General features: G+C 55.4%; 16 protein-coding genes and 4 pseudogenes. 10 read left to right on the top strand and 10 right to left on the bottom strand.

The window, feature by feature from the left end; all coding sequences use genetic code 11:
* The first annotated feature begins 44 nt into the window (after positions 1-44).
* Entirely contained in the window at positions 45-779 is a 735-nt protein-coding gene (locus AC6I8I_RS06060) for a MerR family transcriptional regulator (protein ID WP_312052880.1), read from the top strand.
* A gap of 85 nt (positions 780-864) precedes the next feature.
* Positions 865-972 (top strand): YohO family small membrane protein, encoded by a 108-nt coding sequence (locus AC6I8I_RS06055; RefSeq protein WP_227021873.1) that lies wholly within the window; start codon positions 865-867, stop codon positions 970-972.
* Here AC6I8I_RS06055 and AC6I8I_RS06050 read toward each other — a convergent pair.
* From AC6I8I_RS06050 to osmF, 4 genes are read right to left on the bottom strand one after another with little or no spacing between them, the layout of a single operon-like run.
* Entirely contained in the window at positions 953-1684 is a 732-nt protein-coding gene (locus tag AC6I8I_RS06050; RefSeq protein WP_312052885.1) for an ABC transporter permease, read from the bottom strand. The genes AC6I8I_RS06055 and AC6I8I_RS06050 overlap by 20 nt on opposite strands.
* Positions 1672-2619, bottom strand: a complete 948-nt coding sequence (locus tag AC6I8I_RS06045) for an ABC transporter ATP-binding protein (RefSeq protein WP_312052887.1) — start codon at positions 2617-2619, stop codon at positions 1672-1674. Before AC6I8I_RS06045 ends, AC6I8I_RS06050 begins: the two co-directional genes overlap by 13 nt.
* The gene (locus tag AC6I8I_RS06040) at positions 2612-3787 is read right to left on the bottom strand and encodes an ABC transporter permease (RefSeq protein WP_497828431.1); all 1176 of its coding nucleotides are present in this window, start codon (positions 3785-3787) and stop codon (positions 2612-2614) included. The genes AC6I8I_RS06045 and AC6I8I_RS06040 overlap by 8 nt, the downstream gene beginning before the upstream one ends.
* A 3-nt stretch (positions 3788-3790) precedes the next feature.
* A complete protein-coding gene (gene osmF, locus AC6I8I_RS06035; protein WP_312052891.1) occupies positions 3791-4702 on the bottom strand; it encodes a glycine betaine ABC transporter substrate-binding protein OsmF in 912 nt (303 codons plus the stop codon).
* A gap of 340 nt (positions 4703-5042) precedes the next feature.
* On the opposite strand from osmF, the gene AC6I8I_RS06030 reads away from it, so the two are divergent.
* From AC6I8I_RS06030 to AC6I8I_RS06010, 5 genes and pseudogenes are all read left to right on the top strand, one after another.
* On the top strand, positions 5043-6518 hold the full coding sequence (locus tag AC6I8I_RS06030) for an MFS transporter (RefSeq protein WP_497828430.1): 1476 nt from the start codon (positions 5043-5045) through the stop codon (positions 6516-6518).
* A 300-nt stretch (positions 6519-6818) separates the two neighbouring features.
* Positions 6819-7125, top strand: a pseudogene (locus AC6I8I_RS06025) (type II toxin-antitoxin system RelE/ParE family toxin).
* A 315-nt stretch (positions 7126-7440) separates the two neighbouring features.
* Positions 7441-8196 (top strand): annotated as a pseudogene (locus AC6I8I_RS06020) (transposase).
* Positions 8166-8295 (top strand): annotated as a pseudogene (locus tag AC6I8I_RS06015) (transposase); the annotation flags it as partial. The pseudogenes AC6I8I_RS06020 and AC6I8I_RS06015, both read left to right, overlap by 31 nt.
* Positions 8296-9118: 823 nt before the next feature.
* Positions 9119-9469 carry a hypothetical protein gene (locus AC6I8I_RS06010; RefSeq protein WP_497828429.1) on the top strand — a complete coding sequence of 117 codons (351 nt, stop codon included), beginning with the start codon at positions 9119-9121 and terminating at the stop codon, positions 9467-9469.
* Positions 9470-9495: 26 nt separating this feature from the next.
* Here the strand turns inward: AC6I8I_RS06010 and AC6I8I_RS06005 are convergent, their stop codons facing one another.
* The gene (locus AC6I8I_RS06005; protein ID WP_497828428.1) at positions 9496-10266 is read right to left on the bottom strand and encodes a lipid II-degrading bacteriocin; all 771 of its coding nucleotides are present in this window, start codon (positions 10264-10266) and stop codon (positions 9496-9498) included.
* A 414-nt stretch (positions 10267-10680) separates the two neighbouring features.
* On the opposite strand from AC6I8I_RS06005, the pseudogene tnpA reads away from it, so the two are divergent.
* Together tnpA and AC6I8I_RS05995 are read left to right on the top strand one after the other, a co-directional pair.
* Positions 10681-11046 (top strand): annotated as a pseudogene (tnpA, locus tag AC6I8I_RS06000) (IS200/IS605 family transposase); the annotation flags it as partial.
* Between the two features lie 100 nt (positions 11047-11146).
* Positions 11147-11320 (top strand): hypothetical protein, encoded by a 174-nt coding sequence (locus AC6I8I_RS05995; protein ID WP_497828427.1) that lies wholly within the window; start codon positions 11147-11149, stop codon positions 11318-11320.
* A gap of 128 nt (positions 11321-11448) precedes the next feature.
* Here AC6I8I_RS05995 and idi read toward each other — a convergent pair whose 3' ends face one another.
* The 5 genes from idi to bglX form a co-directional block, all read right to left on the bottom strand.
* A complete protein-coding gene (idi, locus tag AC6I8I_RS05990) occupies positions 11449-11976 on the bottom strand; it encodes an isopentenyl-diphosphate Delta-isomerase (RefSeq protein WP_497828426.1) in 528 nt (175 codons plus the stop codon).
* Between the two features lie 148 nt (positions 11977-12124).
* Positions 12125-14020, bottom strand: coding sequence for a methyl-accepting chemotaxis protein (locus tag AC6I8I_RS05985; RefSeq protein WP_497828425.1), 1896 nt, complete (start codon positions 14018-14020; stop codon positions 12125-12127).
* A 177-nt stretch (positions 14021-14197) separates the two neighbouring features.
* Positions 14198-15307, bottom strand: a complete 1110-nt coding sequence (locus AC6I8I_RS05980) for a suppressor of fused domain protein (protein ID WP_046288438.1) — start codon at positions 15305-15307, stop codon at positions 14198-14200.
* A gap of 215 nt (positions 15308-15522) precedes the next feature.
* Complete coding sequence (locus AC6I8I_RS05975) at positions 15523-16398, bottom strand: oxygenase MpaB family protein (RefSeq protein ID WP_312756361.1); 876 nt, start codon at positions 16396-16398, stop codon at positions 15523-15525.
* Between the two features lie 81 nt (positions 16399-16479).
* Positions 16480-18777, bottom strand: a complete 2298-nt coding sequence (gene bglX / locus AC6I8I_RS05970; protein WP_497819785.1) for a beta-glucosidase BglX — start codon at positions 18775-18777, stop codon at positions 16480-16482.
* A 156-nt stretch (positions 18778-18933) separates the two neighbouring features.
* Between bglX and dld the strand changes: the two genes are divergently transcribed.
* Positions 18934-20637 carry a D-lactate dehydrogenase gene (dld, locus tag AC6I8I_RS05965; protein WP_312052902.1) on the top strand — a complete coding sequence of 568 codons (1704 nt, stop codon included), beginning with the start codon at positions 18934-18936 and terminating at the stop codon, positions 20635-20637.
* The last annotated feature ends 108 nt before the right edge of the window (positions 20638-20745 follow it).

Below are 20745 nucleotides of genomic sequence, written 5' to 3'. Positions count from 1 at the left end.
CTTCGTTATGGTAATTCCACTCAGATCAGTCTATAGAGGAATTTATGACCCTATACAGTATCGGTGACGTCGCCGAGCGCTGTGGCATAAACCCAGTGACCTTGCGCGCCTGGCAAAGACGTTATGGCTTACTGAAGCCGCAACGTACCGAAGGTGGGCATCGTCAGTTTGATGAAGAAGATGTTCAGCGCATTGAAGAGATCATGCGCTGGATCGAAAGCGGCGTGCCGGTAGGAAAAGTCAAAGCGCTGCTGGAAGGCGGTGATGTTGATGCGCACGACGGCTGGACCACCCTGCAGGATGAACTCATCAGCGTGTTACGCCACGTCAGACCCTCCAAGCTGCGTAACAAGATCGCGGCTATTGGTCGTGAACATCCGGTTGATGCGCTGATCGATCACGTCTTCATGCCGGTGCGCCAGAAGCTCAGTCTCGACCAGAATACCGCCCGCACCATGTGCAGCCTGCTGGATGGATTGTTGATTGATTATGTGGCGTTCTGCCTGACCGGCAGCCGCAAAAAAGCGGGTAAAGATGCGCTGATTATCGGCTGGGGCATTGAGGATCGTACCCGTATCTGGCTGGAAGGCTGGCGGCTGTCGCAACATGGCTGGCGCATCGATGTGCTGGCTGAGCCGCTCGACGTGCCGCGTCCGGAACTGTTTCCCGGCATGAATATGTTTGTATTTACCGGTAAAAAACTGACCCGTCGTCAGCAGGATCAACTGTCGCACTGGCAGGAACAGGGTTACGCCGTGCGGTTGCACGAAACACCCTGATGACAAAAACGCACGCTGGGCACTTTGCCTGCTGCCTTGCGCGCGCTATCATTCCCGCCTCACATTCACGCGCTCAGGTTTTCCCATGAACTGGAAAAAAACATTCTTCGCTACGCTATTTTTCATCATGGCGGCTGGCGGTACCAGCGGTCTGATGCTGGTCGGTTATTCACTCATCGTTCACTCACGCTAAGCCAGCGTTGCAGGCGCTCGAACAGGCGATCGCTGACTATCGCCAGCAGCGCCACCAGTAACGCCCCCTGAATCACATAGGCCGTATTAAACCCGCTTAAGCCGATGATCACCGGTGAACCGAGGCTTTTTGCCCCAACCGTTGAGGCGATAGCGGCGGTGCCGATGTTGATAATCACCGAGGTGCGGATCCCGGCGATAATCACCGGCGCGGCCAGCGCCAGCTCAATCTGCCACAGACGCTGCCATGCGCTCATCCCGACCCCTTCGGCAATCTCCCGGCTGCTGGCGGGTACGCTGTCGAGTCCGGCCAGCGTGCCCTGTAAGATCGGCAGCAAACCGTAGAGCAGCAGCGCTACCACCGCCGGCCAGGCACCAAATCCCATCACCGGCACCGCTATCGCTAATACCGCCACCGGCGGAATGGTTTGTCCGGCCGCCACCAGCGTTTCCATCAACGGCCGGAACGCCCGACCGGCGCGTCGGGTTACTATCACACCGCTGCCGACGCCGATAACCATCGCCAGCAGGCTGGCGGTGATCACCAGAAACAGGTGCGCCAGCGTCAGTTGCCAGAAGGTCTCCTGCTGATAAAGCGGCCGCGCCAGCTCGGGAAACCAGCGGTGGAACAGCGGCCCGCTATAGGGCATCAGCGTCAGCAGCGCAGCATACAGCAGCACCAGCCAGAGCAGCGGATCGGTCAGCCAGCGCATGCGGGGTCCTCACGCAGCGTCAGCAGATCGTGAAAATAGAGCACGCCCAGTGGCTGCTGCTGTTCATCAATCACCGGCAGTTTGTCAGTACGCCGGGTAATAAACTGCGACAGCGCTTCGCGGAGCGTCAGCCCGGCGGCGATCGGTTCGCCCGCCAGCCATTCACCGCGCCGCACGGCATTGCCGACCTGTCCAAGCGACAGCAGCCGCACGCCCATTTCGCTGCGGCCAAAGAAGTCACGTACAAACTCATTTTTCGGCTGGGTCAGCAGCTCAACCGGTTTACCCTGCTGGACAATCTCACCGTTATCCATCAGCACGATGCGGTCGGCCAGCGTCAGCGCCTCATCGATGTCATGGGTCACCAGCACAATGGTGCGTCCCGACAGCCGGTGAATACGCAGCATCTCCTGTTGCAGTGCGCCGCGGGTCACCGGGTCGAGCGCGCCAAACGGTTCATCCATCAGCAACACCTCCGGATCGGCCGCCAGCGCACGCGCCACGCCAACCCGCTGCTGCTGTCCGCCGGAAAGCTGATGCGGATAACGGTTCAGCAGCTGCGCATCGAGGTTGAGCAGCGTCAGCAATGCCTCTATCCGCTGCGTAACCTGCGGTTTTGACCAGCCGAGCAGCGCCGGCACCGTGGCGATATTTTTTTCTACCGTCCAGTGAGGAAACAGGCCAATCGACTGAATGGCATAGCCCATCCGCCGCCGCAGCGCGCGGGCATCAAGCTGACGAATCGACTCGCCGGCGAAACGGATCTCGCCGCTGTCGAACTCGACCAGCCGGTTAATCATCTTCAGGGTGGTCGATTTACCGGAACCGGAGGTGCCCAGCAGCACGCAGAACTCCCCTTCCGCCACCGTCAATGAGAGATCGCTGACCGCCGCTTTGCCGTTAAAGGCGCGCGAGACGCGGTTAAATTCAATCATCTTTTTTCTCCAGCAGTGAGATCAGCAGGCGGAACAGCGCATCTACGGTGACCGCCAGCGCGATCACCGGGATCACCCCGAGCAGCACCAGATCCAGCGCGCTGCTCAGCAGGCCCTGGAAAATAATCGCGCCAAAGCCGCCGGCACCAATCAGCGCCGCGACCACCGCCATGCCCAGAGTTTGCACCACCACCACCCGCAGTCCCGCCAGCCACACCGGCAAGGCCAGCGGTATATCAACCGCGAAAAACTGTTGCCGGCCGCTCATCCCGACGCCGCGTGCGCTTTCGCGCACCTCCTGCGGCACCTGTTGCAAACCGACCACCACGCTGCGCACCAGCGGCAGTAAAGCGTAAAGCACCAGCACAATCAGCGCCGGAGCCATACCGATGCCACTGACACCCCAGACACCCAGCCACGGAAAACGCTGGGCCAGGCCAGCCAGCGGCGCAATCAGCAGGCCAAACAGCGCCACCGAAGGCACCGTCTGAATCACATTCAGTACGCCAAATACCCCGCTCTGCCAGCGCGGCTGCCGGAACAGCAGAATGCCCAGCGGCAGCGCGATGATCAGCGCCGGCAGCACGGTGCCCGCCAGCAACGTCAGATGGCGCACCAGCGCGGCGTCAAATACCGCCTGGCGATTGGCATACTCTTTTAGCAGGGAGAGATCGTTAAGCTGGCCGCTGAACAGCAGCAACAGCGGCAGCAGCCACACCTGCAGGTTAAGCAGCAGCTGTGCCAGCCGGTGGCGGGTCAGTTGCCGCACCGTGTCGGTGATCAGCAGCAGCAGCAGCGCCCCGCTGCACCACAGGCCGCTGGCAAAGCTGGTGCGAGCCAGCCGACTGCCGTGTTGACTCAGCAGTGTCGCCTGATTGCCGCTCAGCCAGATCATCGCCGCCAGCATCAGTTCGGCCGACAACAGCGCCAGGCTGAGGCTGACGCGCGACGGCGGACACCACAGCAGCAGCCACAGCACCGCCAGCGGCGGCAGCACTACTGCCGACTGGCTGATCTGCCAGCCCATCAGCGGCGCGCCTGCCACCAGCCGGTTCGGCGCGAAGGTCAGAAACGGCAGCGCCACCAGCGTCAGGCTCAGCAGTGCCAGCAGCAGTAGCGCGACCGGCTGCTGACCGGGACGTCGTATCGCTTCCCGCGATATCTGCATCGGTTACAGCAGCTTCTGCTGTTGCAGCCACTCTTTCGCCACGCTGCTGGCGTCCTGGCCGTCGACCGCAATTCTGGCGTTCAGCTGCTGCAGCGTTTTCTCGTCCAGCGCGCTGAATACCGGCTTCAGCCAGTCGCCAATCTGCGGATAGGCTTTCAGTACCGATTCACGGATCACCGGCGTCGGCGCGTAGATCGGCTGCACGCCTTTTGGATCGGTCAGCGTCTGTAATCCCAGCGCCGCCACCGGACCGTCGGTGCCGTAGGCCATCGCCGCGTTAACGCCAGAAGTTTGCTGCGCCGCCGCGCTGATGGTAACGGCAGTATCACCGCCGGCCAGCGACAGCAGCTGATCCTGCTTAAGGTCGAAACCGTAGGCTTTTTCAAAGGCCGGCAGCGCGTCACTGCGTTCGATAAATTCTGCCGAGGCCGCCAACTTGAAGGTGCCGCCCTTTTTCAGCCAGGCACTGAGGTCGGCCAGCGAGGTCAGCTGGTTTTTCTCTGCCAGATCCTTACGCACCGCAATAGTCCAGGTGTTGTTGGCTGGCGCAGGCGTCAGCCACACCAGATGATTTTTTTCGGCATCCAGTTTTTTAACTTTCTCGTAGCCTTCACGGGCATTTTTCCAGGCACTGTCTTTTTCATCATTGAAGAAAAAGGCACCGTTGCCGGTATATTCCGGATAGATATCCAGTTCCCCGGCGGTGATAGCGCCGCGCACCACCTGAGTGGTACCCAACTGAATTTTATTGACGGTTTTAACGCCATGCTTCTCCAGCACCTGCAAAATCACGTTGCCCAGCAGTGAACCTTCAGTATCAATTTTCGAACCGACCCGCACCGGATCGGCAGCGTGTGCGATGCCCAGACTGAGCAGCAAAGCACTGATTCCTATCAAACCCCGAACGTTGATCATGACCTGTTCCTTATCGCGTGTTATCGCCTGTTGTTATTGAGTGTTGTTATCGATTTTTTCACCCTGGTGATTCAGGATTGCGCATCGCGGTACCCGACGCTGTCACGAGGATTCGGTGCAGCGGCAGCGCCGCAATGAATGCCGTCGCCTGACGCAGAGCGGTTTGGTTAGCTGCCTTAAAAGCGTAGCCTGGCTGTGCCGCCCCGTAGATGACTTTATCGCAAATTAATAACAATTTGAGACTAAAAACTTATTATTCATAACTGAAATGAATTTACGTCTGGGCGTCTAAACGGCTATCCTCGATGACCTGTTTTTATAATAAAAGACTCACAACATCATGACCGACCTGATCTCTTCAGCCCATGTGGCCACAACAGGGAGTACGCCGAGCGGCGAAACGCAGTGGATACGCAGCGCGGCGGATGTCTCCCGCCTGGTAAACAGCGGCGACAGCGCCCGCAATAACGCGCGCATTGTGGTTGCCATCGCGCTCGGTGGCGTATTTCTCGACGCCTACGATCTCGGCGCACTGGCGTTTGGTATCAAAGACGTGGCGCGCGAATTTAATCTGACCCCGACCGGCACCGGCATGATCGCCTCGTCCATCACCTTCGGGGCAATCATCGGCGCGCTGATCGGCGGCTACCTGACCGATAAAATTGGCCGTTATCGGGTATTTATGGCCGATATGTTTTTTTTCGTGGTGGCGGCGATCGCCTGTGCCTTTGCGCCAAACGAATATGTGTTAGGCGGCGCGCGTTTCGTGATGGGGCTCGGCGTCGGCATCGATCTGCCGGTGGCGATGGCCTTTCTGGCGGAGTTTTCAAAGCTGCGCGGTAAAGGCAATAAAGCGGCCAGCGTGGCGATGTGGTGCCCGACCTGGTACGCAGCGATCAGCATCTCCTATCTGCTGGTGCTGCTGCTCTACGCGGTGCTGCCGGAAAGCCATACCGACTGGCTCTGGCGATTGATCCTCGGCTTTGGCGCAGTACCGGCCATTATCATTATCGCCATTCGCAGTCGTTACATGAGCGAGTCGCCGGTGTGGGCCGCCAATCAGGGCGATCTGCAGGCGGCCGCTTCAATCTTACGCAGCGCATGGAATATTAACGCTCAGGTGGCACCGGATGCGGCGCTGACGCCCGTCCGACCGGCGCGACCAGCCAGCTGGCGTAACTACGGCGCGCTGTTGCAGGGTGTCTATCGACGCCGCACCGTGCTGGCGACCATTACCTCTATCGCCTCCTCGTTTGCCTATAACGCCGTGGCGTTTGGCCTGCCGGTCATCATCTCCAGCTTCTTTGCCCAGTCGATGCTGACCACCATTCTGGTGTCGCTGGCGCTGAATCTGCTGTTTGCGTTTGTCGGCGGCATTCTGGCGGTACGGCTGGTGCCGCGTCTCGGGGCGTGGAGGATGTCAGTGGCTGGTTATGCCTGTCAGTGCGTGGCGCTGCTCGGGCTGGCGCTGATCGGTCGCCCGGAAGGCGGTCAGGAAGCGGCGCTGGCGATTGGTATGCTGGCGCTGTTCCTGTTTGGTCAGGGCTTCGGTCCCGGCTCGCATACCATGACTTTTGCCTCACTCAGCTATCCGACCTCGCTGCGTGGCGTGGGGGTTGGCTTTAACCAGACGCTGATGCGTGGCAGTTCGACCCTGTCGCTGTTCCTGTTTCCGGTGCTGGTCGCGGCGCTGGGGACCGGAGTGTTTTGGGTCATTTTTCTCGCCCCGCTGGCGGGTCTGCTGGCGTTGCTGGCGATCCGCTGGGAACCGTCAGGTTATGATGTGGATGCCGAGGATTTTGAGCTGCCGCAATAAACAGCGGGCTGGGCGTGGTAGCGCGCTGACTACGGGAGTAAACGTCCGCCGCAAAGATGCAAAAGATGCCATCCCTGGTATGCTCAGCGCGGGCCATCCTTGACCCGCGCTTCTTTGCTATGTACGTTTGCCTCACATCGCTTTGAGTTGTGCGGCCTCACGAAAGCACCCATCAATAATTCCCTTTTAATTTCAGATAGTTAATAAATTTACTTCTGCTCTAATCAATGTATAAAGCGATAGTTCTGATAACATCCATGCCTCCATATGGCACTTCTCCATACGCCATGACTTACAGACATGTTATTTATTGAGGCTCCTGTATTCACGGAAAATGTAAAGGAACTACTCAGCGATGATGAATATCGCGAGTTTCAACAATTCATGGCTGGCAATCCAGACTGGGATGATGTTATTCAGAATACGGGAGGCGTGCGTAAAGTTCGCTGGGCGGCCAAAGGTAAGCGTGGTGGCGTTCGGGTGATTTACTATTACAAAGTCTCTGAATCACAAATCAGGCTGTTGCTGATTTATAAAAAAAGGCATCCAGGATGATTTCTCCGAGGATGAAAAACAGCTGTTAAGGGCATTGAACGAGGGCTGGTAATGGACAAAAACTGTTTGAGCTTTTGAAAGAAAGCATGACGCAGATGAATGAGATTGTCGAAGGCTCCCGCAAGGGAGTATTAGAAATTCTGTGTCATTCCAGTAATATATCATCAAAAAGGATGGACGCATGTCCCAACCCTTTGATTTCGATAAAGCCCTGAAAACATGTCAGATAGTCAGGCTTTAATGGGAAAGATGGCATTTTATCACTGTTAATCAATCAGTTGGACTAAGCTGCTTTGGCTGCTGAACCTGACTCACATCTTGCTAAAGAGGTTGAAGCTAACCGCAAAATGGTTCAGATAAAAAGACCATTAAGACCCCTACCGGCAGTTTCGAACTGGCTACACCTCGTGATCGTGACGGCACTTTTGAACCCCAGCTCGTGAAGAAGTATCAGACCACGCTTTCCGATGAGATAGAGCGCAAAATTAACTGCATGTTCGCTCTGGACATGAGTTACAAAGATATCTGCCGGGAAATCGAAGACCTGTATGCTTTCAGTGTCTCCAGCGCCACAATCAGCGAAAGTTATTCCTGAAAAACAATGGCAGCGACGCCCGCTGGAGGCGGTTTATCCCTTCGTCTGGCTGGTGCGATCTACTATACAATCCGTGAAGACGGACGTTATCAAAGCAAAGCGGTTCTCGCGCTGAATCTGGAAGGCAAGAAAAAGATCCAGGGATTGTATCTGACTGGAAATAAAGGGGCTGATTTCTGGTTGTCGGTACTGACCGATCTGCAAAACCGTGGCGTGGACAATGTTCTGATCGCCTGTGTGAATGGCCTGACCGGTTTTCCAGAAGCCATAAACAACATTTACCCGGATACCGAAGTCCAGTTCTTTGTTATCCATCAGATCCGTAACTCGATAAAATACGGCGCCTCAAAGCATCATAAGACGTTTATGGCCGACCTGAAGCCGGTTTATCGGGCGGTGGCAGAAACGGCGCTGGATGAACTGGAGAAGAAATGGGATCAGCATACCCGGTGGTGCTCCAGTCATGACGAAGAAAACGGGATAATCTGTCACATTAATTCCGGTATCCGGCGACAATCCGTAAAGTAATTTACACCACAAATATCATTGAATCAGTCCACAGACAGTTCAGGAAACTGACGAAAACCAAAGGTGCATTCCGGAATGAAAACAATCTGTTGAAGCTGATTTATCCGGGGTTAATGAATGCGCAGAAAAATGGACAATGCCAACCCAGAGCTGGAATTTGACATTGTCCCGGTTGGCGATTTATTTTGAAGGCCACCTCGATAAAGTGATTACATTGTAATGATCTTTTAATGTGACACAGAATTATGAATGATCTCATTTTCACTTTAGCCGACACATATATCTTTAATTAAAACTGCAGCATGCGACATAATTTATTGGAATAATCAACAAGCCGATTGAATTCATACACTCTACTCCCTCTTGCCTCTTTATTGATAGTGATATACCGATTAAGACGCTCAAGCAGCTACGAGAATTGATTGCGAAACCGATTATTGATAAATGTTTCGGTAATGTCGAAATCGTTAACATCTTCAAAAGTAATTGTGTCGGCTTCCAGCATATCCGGCATCTTCCTGGGGTTGTTATTGCTAACCTTGCTGATGTTTCAGTTCAGGAGACCTTTCTGTTTAGGGGCAGTGTCTGGGTGTCGGCCGTAGCTGCAGTAGGCAACTCATTTCGTTAACCAAAAATACCACTGTTTTTTTTGCGCGGAATCGGTAAGCGTAAGGAAGACATAGTATGCTAAGCCCTAACCAGAACTCAGAACTCAGAACTCAGAACTCAGAACTGAGGTGGTATGTTGTATGTAGAAAGTGTTAATTATTTTTATGTTTTCTGTCTTATGAGCACTTTCCGTTCATTTCAATCTTAAGGTTAATAATCATTTCAGAAATGATTGTCATTCTCTATACTGACAGGGTGTTTTGAACGTTTAACGGGTGAACTCTCTGGCATCGCATATGACAAGGATGAAATTATGAACAAGGCTGCTAAAGTGGGATTAGGGGTAGTTGCGCTGATAATTATCGTAATTAGTGCTTTTTATGTTCATGTTCGTATGGCTCAGATGATTGATGAGAAGGCCTGTCCAACAGTGCTACCTTCTCAGGCATCTCAGGCTGTTATTAATGATGTTATCCGTCCGTCAAATCAGCTTTTCGCAAAACATCATTTGACTGCCAATGATGTATCTGTCGATATCAAAGGAATTCAGATCGGCCCGTCATCCATACTTGTACCGTTTCATATTTCAAAAGAACCTCAAAAGCAGTATTTCGGTATGCCACGGTGCGCCGTTTTATCAAACGTGGAATATGCATCTGATTAGAATGAGGGGCCAGGGGCCCCTTATAATTATTTTCTATCACTTATGTAAATCTGGTGTTCGCCTTTGAAGTTAATGTCAAAGACCTGCCCATTTAGGGAACGCAGAACGTCTGTTAAAAGCTCACCTATTATACCGCGGCTCGCATCAGGGTTGGCATCATAGATATCTTTAGTCCCAGTAACAGCCCCCTGGAAGCTCCATTGGCCTGCCGAATCTACTTTTAGAGTGCCATTGAGTCGCAGGGAAACACGACCCAAATAACTCCATTCCCACCAACTACTCTGACGAAAATCGTACCCGATCGGAGAGTCAATTTGGAATGAACCTATTTGTTCTGAATTCAGGATGGTATTTACCGGCACCAGATTATCACGGTTAAAATTGAAACTAAGCTTGCCCAAATCAGCAGACATTGCTGAACCATTACCAAAAATATAGTGATATAGCGCTGCAATTGGAGCCATAGCTCCGTTTGTCAGTTCTGTTTGCTGGGAAGCGTTGAAAACTTTATTTCCCTGATATTCTGACCAGTAGGATAAGTGTGGATTTTTTGCTCGCAACTCCTCGACGTAAGCACCATTTCTTAATATTGTTTCAATTGATTGCGTATTGCCTTTAATTCGGGGATTAAGACATTGATCAAGTAATGTAGCAGTCAGTGTACCGTCTTCAGCGCCCGTTGCGCGTGCAATAAGAAATCGTTGAGCCGCGTCAGGGAAGCCATGATCATTATTATAAATTCCATAATTATATGAGCCTCGATATACGGGCGTTGCAGTAACGATCATATCAGACATGATTAACTCCTTTAATCAGTAGGTGATGGGCCATCAAGCAGCGGTTAAATATTGCGCAAAGCGAAGAAACATTCAACTAAATTATGAAAATAATTATCATTATCAATTTAATGTTAAGGGCAACAACCTGTAAATAAAGACAATTGCACATGCTATGCGCTAATTATTGCAGGGGCTTCCAGACCTTTTTGATAAGGAAACGGCTAACAGCAGGGCGGCATGCTAAAGGTGTTAGTTTAGGTTTAGCGGTTACTAGCAAGTTCATTAGATCCAACCAGCTGTTCACGACAATCTGGTGGTGTCATAAAAGCCAGATTCACATGATGGCTGTAAGCATGGTCTAATCGGCCCAAACCTGATTACCCGCCGGTATTCTCCGCGGGAGCGGGGATAAACCGAAAATTGGGCTGACCCATTTACCTGTTGTTATGTGTTCCCTGCGAGAGCGGGGATAAAGTTGAGTTAAATGTACAGATAGACCATGTGCATCTTTTGGTAAAGATATCGCCCAAGCTTCCAGTGTCGAACGTGATGGGTCATCTCAAGGGAAGAACAGCGATCAGGCTGTTCAATAAATTCTCTTACAGAAGTAAACATAAGCTTTGGGGAAACCATTTTTGGCCAAACCACCTTTGCGCAAAGGGGCACTCTGTAGACATCGTAGGTGTAAACACAGAAATGATCCGAAAGTACGTTAAATATCAAGATAAGCATGAACATGACGACAAACAGCTATCGTTGCATGAAGTGAGAAGAGAGGGCTCTAACAATGCGAGCTAAGTACGCCCTTATGGGACGTAACCAAAGCCGCCTTCTATGAAGGCGGCTTTTTACTTAGGGTTGAAATTAAATTTCCCGCCTTTGCGGGAGTGGGTGAAAATTGATCGACAATCAGACGCCTGAGGAGATCACCCAATTGAGGATGGCCGCTGGGCTCACTAAACACGAGGCGGGGGCGCGGTTTGGCTATTCGTATGCCGACTGGCGCAAAAAAGAAATGCGCGGGAATAGTCACCGTGTGCTGACCCCGGGCGAATTTGAGCTGTTGCAATGAGAGAATTAATAATTCTGAACATCAATATTTACTGATTGTTTGACCAGACTATCACCTACAGGCAGATTTCCGTCCAAAACGCCTATCCCGCGATGAGCAGGATAGGTTACTCACTTCAAAACGTTTTTTTATGCCGGAAACGCGTCGAGATGGGCCGGAATGCGCGGAAAAGTATGCAAAAACCACGGCGTGAACTGCTGCGGCTGCTGGCGCATCTGTCGTTCAATGGTCGCCAGCGAACGGTAATCGAACGCGTCAGCCTCCTGCGGATTGAGCTGTGGCAGGCGATCACAAACCGCAAAGAAGACGTGACCATATTCGTGTTCGGTCAGGCCATTACTCAGCGGCAGGTTGTAACTTAGCTCAAACATCGGCGTCAGGCTGACCTCCATTCCCATCTCTTCGCGCAGACGCCGTTCAGCGGCATCCTGGGTTGATTCATGGGGATAAGGATGACCGCAGCAGGTGTTACTCCACAAACCACCACAGTGATATTTATCGCTGGCGCGCCGCTGTAACAGCAGCTCCTGCCGGGAATTGAAGACGTAGACCGTCACCGCGCGGTGCAGTAATCCTTTTTCATGCACTTCCAGCTTTTCCATTTTGCCGGTGGGACGATCGAGGTGGTCAACGAGGATAACTTCAATAGCAGACATGGCGTTTCCTTGAGATTATTCCCAACTATTCTGGCACAAGATTGCCAGTTTGGGCGGTCACAACGCGGAATTTTTAACAGCAGCCAGTCTGGGATAGGCGGATGAGGCGGGAAGAAAATCAGGCCAGCAAGGCTGGCCTGAGGAGGGATTACAATCTGAAGCTCTGCACCACCCGTTCCAGCTGAGTGCTTTGTACTTCCATCGCCTGTGCCGCAGCTGATACCTGCTCCACCAGCACGGCGTTCTGCTGAGTGGTGCCGTCAAGCTGGGTGATCGCGACGTTAACCTGCTCAATCCCCATGCTCTGTTCGCGGCTGGCCGACATGATTTCGCTCATCAGTGTGGTGACGCTGCTGACGCCCTGCATCAGCTCATCCATGGTTTGTCCCGCCTGTTCCACCAGCGCGCTACCGGCATCAATGTTCGACACCGACTCTTCGATCAATTTTTTGATCTCACGCGCTGAGTTAGCCGAGCGCTGTGCCAGGTTACGCACTTCCGACGCCACCACGGCAAACCCGCGGCCTTGCTCACCGGCCCGCGCCGCTTCCACCGCGGCGTTAAGCGCCAGGATATTGGTCTGGAAGGCGATGCTGTCGATCACGCTGATGATATCGACCACTTTACGCGAGGAGTGATGGATCTCGCCCATGGTGGTCACTACCTGACGTACCACTTCCGTCCCGCGCGCCGCCACCTGTGACGCATCGCCGGCCAGCTGGTTAGCGTGCGTGGCGTTGTCAGCATTCTGGCGCACCGTGCCGGTCAGCTGCTCCATCGAGGCCGCAGTTTCGACAATCGAACTGGCCTGATCTTCAGTACGTGACGAGAGGTTGGCGTTGCCGCTGGCAATCTCACGCGAGGCGGCGGTAATCGCCAGCGCGCTGTCGCCGACCTGCTGCATCAGCCCCTGCAGATAGCTGATAAACTGGTTGAAGCTTTGCGCCACCGCGTTAAATTCCGGGCTGTTGCTGGCCGGCAGACGTTGAGTCAGATCCGCACCGCCGGTCGACAGGGCTTCGATATTGCTGTTGAGCACGCTGAGGCGTTTCATCATGGCACGCACAAAACCGAGCAGCACCAGCAGCAGGATCACCGCCAGCGGGATCTGCACCAGGCCCAGACGGGTCAGCATATTGTGAGACTGCGCTTTCAGCAGGCTGGTCGGCAGGCTACTGGCGAGATACCACGGGCTGCCCGGGATCGCCTGCACTAACAGCGTCTGCTCACCGTCGTTGCTGTCAAAGGTGGTCTCCAGCGGCTGATTACCGATGCCACTCAGCAGCGATTTCAGCGGCGCGGCCATCGGCAACGGCAGGTCGGCCAGGTTTTCCAGTTTCGGTGCCGCGTTCACCAGCGCACCGTTACCGACCACTTTGCCGTCGGCTTCTACGATCAGCACGTTACCGTGAATCGCCTCGCCCATCTGTTTTGCCAGCTGGTTAAAGAAGCCGAGCGTGACGTCAATGGTCGCAACGCCCCAGACGGTCCCGTCGCGATAGATCGCCATGGCGCAGTTGGTGCGCGGCTGCGGACTGGCTGCATCCTGGTAAGCTTTGGCCCAGGCGCACTGCCCTTTCTCTGCTGCCATGCCATCTTTGTACCAGGACTGCTCCCAGTATTTGTCAGCCGCATCGGAGTTCCAGTAGGTGTTGACCTGCAGTTCGTTGCTGGCGTTGCGGGCAAAGAAGCTGCTGTTTTTCTCTTTTGCCGGATCGCGACGATTCGGCAGTGGCCAGATGCCGCCGCCAAACACGTTACTGTCCTGATACTGGTTCACCAGCGTCGGCAGTAAGGTGTCGATGGTGGCGCTATCCATCACAGACGCGGCCTCGGTGATAGCGCGCTGCTGCGCCTGAACCCGGTTCATCTGTTCAACGATGCCGGACGCCAGGGAATCAACCTGATAGCGAACCAGACGGCTTTCGCTGTCAACCAACTGTGGCGCAACAAACTGATTGATCACCCAGACGGTGATCAGCAGGAGTGCAATGAAGAAAGCGATGAGTGTTGCAGTGAAGCGGGATTGTGTTGTTTTTAACATCTTTGTTCCCCTGGACCTGGTGTGGCGCAATTGCCTTATCCGGGTTAACGGCGCGGCCCAGCGGAACTTGAGATGAGCAGGATCACAGATTTGAAAAATGGCTGATTAGCCTGAGAATTTAGTTTTACGCCTGGCGACGTGTCGCCGCCGGGCAGCCGGAAGCGACCAGCTCGGGCACTACTCCGGCGAATCCACCACCTGCTGACGCGGCCGGAAGATATGGTTATTGCCGTCTGCCGTCAGCCGCTCGCGCAGCTGTTGTCCGCCGTGCTCATCAGCCTGGGCAAACTGGCGCTCCGCCTCGGTAATCGGGGTAGTCCACAGCAGCGTGGGTCGATCGCCGTCGCGCTTTGGCAGTTTGAACTGCGCGCTCTCGCTGGCCAGTTCACCCGCCAGTAAAAAGCTGTCAAAGCCGACCGGTGCCACTTCTGACGCCAGGGTGTGCCCTTCCCCCAGCCAGGTGAGGCGCGCCCACGGCAGATGCACAAACTCCGCCAGCGCGCTGGCCATCTGCACCGCATTGCCTTCGGTCATCACTTCACCGTCAACCGCCATGCCCAGTTCGATACGGCGATACTGCGGCGCCAGCTCATCAAACAGATAATCGACCTGCGGCATCGGCCGGATGCTCATGCCGAGCGTCAGGAAGTACCAGACGCCCTGGTGCCAGTGCTGGGAAATCGCCATCGGTGGCCAGCTGCCCTGATCGATGGCGTAATATTTCACCGACTCGCCAAAGCGGGCCTGATAGCAGGCCATTAAATCCTGCTGCACCTTATCCCACTCACTGCCGTCGTGCCATTCACGCCAGAACTGACGCTGCTGCTCGGCGCGGGCGTAATAATCATTGGTGGAAGCCGATCCGAGCGGCGCCGTCAGTCGGTTTTTTTTGATGCAGCCGGCAGAGAAGCTGACCTGCTTATCCTGATAAAGACTCCAGCCTGGGATCACCGCCAGCAACTGGCCGTAATACCACAAGGCCGCGCCATCATCACTCGGCTCCCACAGCACCTGCAGGCCTGCCGGATCGAGTTCCGGCTCGGCTTCCAGATTACGGCAATATTCGGCGCTGAGCAGCGGCGCAATGCCCTGCTCCATCGCTTCACGATCTTCCTGTGCCGGTGCCGGCAGCAGATTACGTAACCAACAGCCGCGCACCGCGTACTGGCTGCGAAACAGATCGGTCGGCCAGATGTAAAAATAGGCGGTACGCGCATCCTGCTCGACAATCGCGGTCAGGGTGCGTTGCTGATTGTGGACTTCAGCAATCAGGGATTTGTACGTCATAGTGCCTCGACAAAGCCTGGAGGAATCCATTTTCCCCGAGAATAGAGCAGGATCGTGACTGCCGCCATCTGAGACAAGGGTAATAGTCTCAAAGTGCGTCATCGAGTCGAGTATGGCGGAGTCAGATTCGGGCGGGAGGGGGTCGGCCGCAGAGGCGGATGCGCTGCGTTTAGCCGACTGAAAATGAAAGCGCACCGGCGCGGATCGGGCGGTCATCAGACCGGATGGCGGCCCATCCTGACCATCGCCCGATACCAGGCACCGCGCTGAATCGACCAGCGTAAACCGACGGCAATCGCCGCAATCTGCTGATCGATCACCGCCTGCTGCCAGCGGCCGATTTCACGGCCCGACATCGCCTGCGCCCAGTCCGGCATCAGGCCAAAGCCTGACTTCAGCATCACTTTCATTACCGGTCTGGCCTGCCAGCTTGGGGCGGGCGCGTTCATTAGCAGGCGCGTCACTTCCGCCGTGCGCTGATCAAAACGCAGTTCCGAACGCATCTGTTGCAGGTAATCCGCAACATCGACGACGCTTTTCGGTACCTTTTCCGCTCCCAGCGCTTCGGCGATCAGCGCGGCTTCCTGATAATAGCGATCCTGATCGGCGCGACTGAGGCGCGGATTTTTATAGCGCAGATGGGCAGCCAGAAAACGGCTGGTTTCCGCCACGTGTACCCAGGTCAGCAGATGAGGATCGCTGGCGGCATACGGTTTACCGGCGCTGTCGACGCCGCTGACTTTAAGGTGAATACGCTTCACCCGCTCAATCAGCGTATGTGCATCCTGGGTGTTACCAAAGGTGGTGACCGCGATGAACTGGCTGGTGCGCCGCAGGCGACCCATCATATCCTGACGAAAGTTAGAGTGATCCCAGACGCCAGCCAGCGCAGCCGGGTGCAGCATCTGTAACAGCAGCGCACTGATACCGCCGCACATCATTGAGGTAAAATCACCGTGTACCTGCCAGATGATGCTGTCCGGGCCAAACAGGCCGGGATCGCCGGGCGGCTGAGAAATGTCGAATTCATTCAGCGACAGGCCGTTAAGACGAAACACCTGTTGCTGGATGCGGTCACGCAGATTAATCATGATGGCTCTGATAACGGAAAGAATGCGGCGCGCCGTAACGTCTGGCGCGCCGCATCTCCCTCGGGAAGCAAAGAGGGACGGTTATAAATAGTCGAACTGTGCGTGCTGGGTACGAACCGAATCCAGCCCGATCATCACATTGAATTTACCCGGTTCTGCCACCTGCTGCATCTGCTGGTTCCAGAACTTCAGCGCATCGACATCAATCTTAAAGGTCACGGTCTGCGACTCGCCCGCTTTCAGCATGATGCGCTTAAAGCCGCGCAGTTCCTGAACCGGCCGACTGATCGAGGCAACTGGATCGTTCAGATACAGCTGCACCACCGTTGCACCGTCGCGCTTGCCGCTGTTGGTCACCGTGACGCTGGCGTCAATGCTGCCGTTACGCGGCATGGTCGGTGAGGACATTTTTACCGGCGACACGGTGAAAGTGGTATAGCTCAGGCCATAGCCAAACGGATAGAGTGGGCCGTTAGCCGCATCGTAATAGTGCGAGGTGTATTTGTTCGGCTTCTCCGGGTTATACGGACGGCCGGTCGGCAGATGGTTGTAATAGATCGGAATCTGACCGACTGAACGCGGGAAGGAGACCGGCAGCTTGCCCGACGGATTGTAATCTCCGAACAGCACGTCAGCGATGGCATTGCCGCCTTCGGTGCCGCTGAACCAGGTTTCCAGCATCGCATCGGCCATCCGGTCTTCATTCACCAGCGCCAGCGGACGGCCATTCATCAGCACAATCACCAGCGGTTTGCCGGTAGCCTTCAGCGCGGCTAACAGCTTCTGCTGGCTGGCCGGGATCACCAGGTCGCTGCGGCTGGAGGCTTCATGCGCCATGCCCTGCGCTTCACCGACCGCCGCAACCACCACATCTGCCTGCTTCGCTTTGGCCACCGCATCATCAATCAGCTGCTGCGGCGAACGCGGATCGACCGACACCGCCTGCTCATACAGGTTGAGGAAGTCCTGAATGCCTTTGCTATCGGTGATGTTGGCGCCTTTTTCATACAGCAGCGTCGCTTTGCCGGCCGTGGCATTGCGCATTCCCTGCAGCAGCGAAATGGACTGCTTCGCTACGCCGGCCGCCGACCAGCTGCCCATGATGTCGCGCTGACTGTCCGCCAGCGGGCCAATCAGGGCAATGGTGCCCGACTTCTTCAGCGGCAAGGTCTCCAGCCGGTTTTTCAGCAGCACCATACTTTTGCGTGCGACATCGCGCGCTTCGGCCCGATGCAGGCGACTTTCGGCGTTGGTATCCTGCGGATCGCTCTCTTTCGGCCCCAGATGGCTGTACGGATCGTTAAACAGCCCCATGTCATATTTGACGTTGAGCACGTGACGCGCCGCATCGTCGATCTCGGCCATGCTGACCGCGCCGCTCTTCACCAGATCGGGCAGATATTTGCTGTAATATTCGTCGCTCATGCTCATATCGACGCCCGACTTCAGCGCAATACGCACCGCATCCTGCGGATCGCTGGCCACGCCATGCTTAATCAGTTCTTTAATGGCACCGTGATCGCTGATGGTGATGCCTTTGAATTTCCACTTATCGCGCAGCAGATCTTTCAGCAGCCAGCTATCCGCGGTGGCCGGTACTCCATTGATTGAATTCAGCGCCACCATCACGCCGCCGCTGCCCGCATCCAGCGAGGCTTTATAGGGCGGCAGATAATCCTGGAACATCCGCTGCGGACTCATGTCGACGGTGTTGTAATCGCGTCCGCCTTCCACTGCGCCATACAGCGCGAAGTGTTTAACGCTGGTCATGATGTTATAGCGATCGGCCGCGCTTTTGCCCTGCATCGCCTGTACCATGCTGCGGCCCATTTCGCCGGTCAGGTAGGTATCTTCGCCGAAGCCTTCTGAGCCACGGCCCCAGCGCGGTTCACGGCTGACGTCCACCATCGGCGCCCAGGTCATGTTGAGTCCGTCGTCGGCGGCCTCATAGGCGGAAACCCGTCCCACCTCTTTTACTGCATCAAGATCCCAGCTGGCGGCCAGGCCGAGCGGGATCGGAAAAATAGTGCGCTGCCCGTGAACCACATCGTAGGCGAAGAACAGCGGAATTTTCAGCCGGCTGAGCTGCATCGCCTGATCCTGCATCGCGCGGATATCCTGACGGGTAACGGTATTGAAAATCGCGCCAACCTGACTTTTCTTGATCATCTCACGGATGACTTCTTTTGGATTATCAGGCCCGACGCTGATTAAACGCAGCTGGCCGATCTTCTCATCCAGCGTCATTTTGGTCAGCAGATCGTTGACGAACGCATCCCGCGCCTGTTCGGTCATCGGGTGGTTACCTGGCATTGTCTCAGCCAATGCCGGTTGCATCGCGAGGGAGACAGCGAGACTAACAGAGTAAATCCATTTCATCAGGGTGGGTTCTCTTAAGTAACTGCGCAATATCGAATAAACAGGCGGCAGTGTGCCACAAGAAGAGAATAGCAGGTAGCCTGCCGGTGTCACACTGCGTTGCAGTGAGTTGACGTGCTACAGTAATGACGCACTGATAAGACAAGGGAATTGCCCATGAAACAGACCTCTGCCCTGCTCTCTGACTTACGCCGCCTGGTCGGCCCCGCCCATCTGCTCACCGAACCTGAACAGACCGCCCGTTACCGTAAAGGCTTTCGCTCCGGCGAAGGCGACGCGCTGGCGGTGGTGTTCCCTGCCACCCTGCTGGAGCTGTGGCGGGTGCTGCAAACGCTGGTGAACGCCGATGCCATTATTCTGATGCAGGCGGCCAATACCGGCCTGACAGAAGGCTCCACCCCGCACGGCGACGATTACGATCGCCCGCTGGTGATCATCAGCACCCTGCGGCTGGATAAGCTGCAGTTAATTGATGACGGTAAGCAGGTGCTGGCGTTCCCGGGCAGCACGCTCTATCAGCTGGAAAAAGTGCTGAAGCCGCTAGGACGCGAACCGCATTCGGTGATTGGATCGTCGTGCATTGGGGCGTCGGTGCTGGGCGGGATTTGTAATAACTCTGGCGGATCGTTGATCAAACGCGGCCCGGCCTACAGCGAAATGGCGCTGTACGCGCAGATTGATGCGCAGGGAAAACTGCGGCTGGTTAACCACCTTGGCATCGATTTAGGCCAGTCACCGGAAGAGATCCTCGGCCGGCTGGATGACGATCGCTGGCAGCAAACTGATGTCCATCATGACGGTCGCCACGCCTCCGATCACGATTACGCCAGCCGGGTGCGTGAAGTCGATGCCGATACGCCAGCCCGCTATAACGCGGATGCACGCCGCCTGTTTGAGGCATCGGGCTGTGCCGGTAAACTGGCGGTGTTCGCCGTGCGTCTCGACACCTTTGCCACCGAGCCTCAGCAGCAGGTGTTTTATATCGGCACCAACGATCCGAGCGTGCTGAGCGATATCCGTCGCCACATGCTGGCGCACTTCAGTAACCTGCCGGTGGCGGGCGAATATATGCACCGCGACATCTATGACATCGCTGAAGTCTATGGCAAAGACACCTTCCTGATGATCGACAAGCTGGGCACCGACAAGATGCCGCTGTTTTTCACCCTGAAAGGCCGCGTTGACGCCTGGCTGAGCAAACTGTCGTTTATTAAACCGCACTTCAGCGACCGGCTGCTGCAGCGCCTGAGCCGGCTGTTCCCGGCCCACCTGCCGAAACGCATGAAGCAGTATCGCGACAAGTATGAACACTATCTGATGCTGAAGATGTCAGGCGAGGGCGTAGCAGAAGCCCGCAACTATTTACGCGACTACTTCCGCGAAGGCGGCGGCGAATTCTTTGAATGTGAAGGCAAAGAAGGGGCTCACGCTTTTCTGCATCGCTTTGCCGCGGCGGGCGCGGCGGTGCGTTATCACGCGGTGCACGCAGATGAGGTGGAAGATATTCTGGCGCTGGATATCGCCTTGCGCCGCAACGATCCGGACTGGTTTGAAACCCTGCCCGAGGCGATAAAAGCCTCACTCAGCCATAGCCTCTACTACGGCCACTTCTTCTGTCATGTGTTCCATCAGGACTACATCGTCAGGAAAGGGGTCGATGCGCATGCCCTGAAGGCGCAGATGCTGGAGATTTTACAGGCGCGCGGTGCGGAATATCCGGCTGAGCACAACGTCGGACACCTCTATCAGGCCAAACCCCAACTGGCGGCGTTTTACCGGCAACTCGATCCCACCAACAGCTTCAATCCGGGCATCGGCAAAACCAGTAAACTGAAAGGCTGGGCGGTCAGACAGCCTTAAGCTTTCCCCGTTAGCGCGTCTGCTGCCAAAGCCTGCCGATCTGAGCAGGCTTTTTTTACGGGTTTATCCGGTTTTATTGCATATTTTCATCGTCGCCATATTTTTTCA

It is taken from the genome of Pantoea sp. X-Soil-YNGN-775 (genome assembly GCF_059730575.1).
The sequence above is the reverse complement of the archived record's forward strand: the minus strand, read 5'-3'. Positions and strand labels throughout refer to the sequence as shown.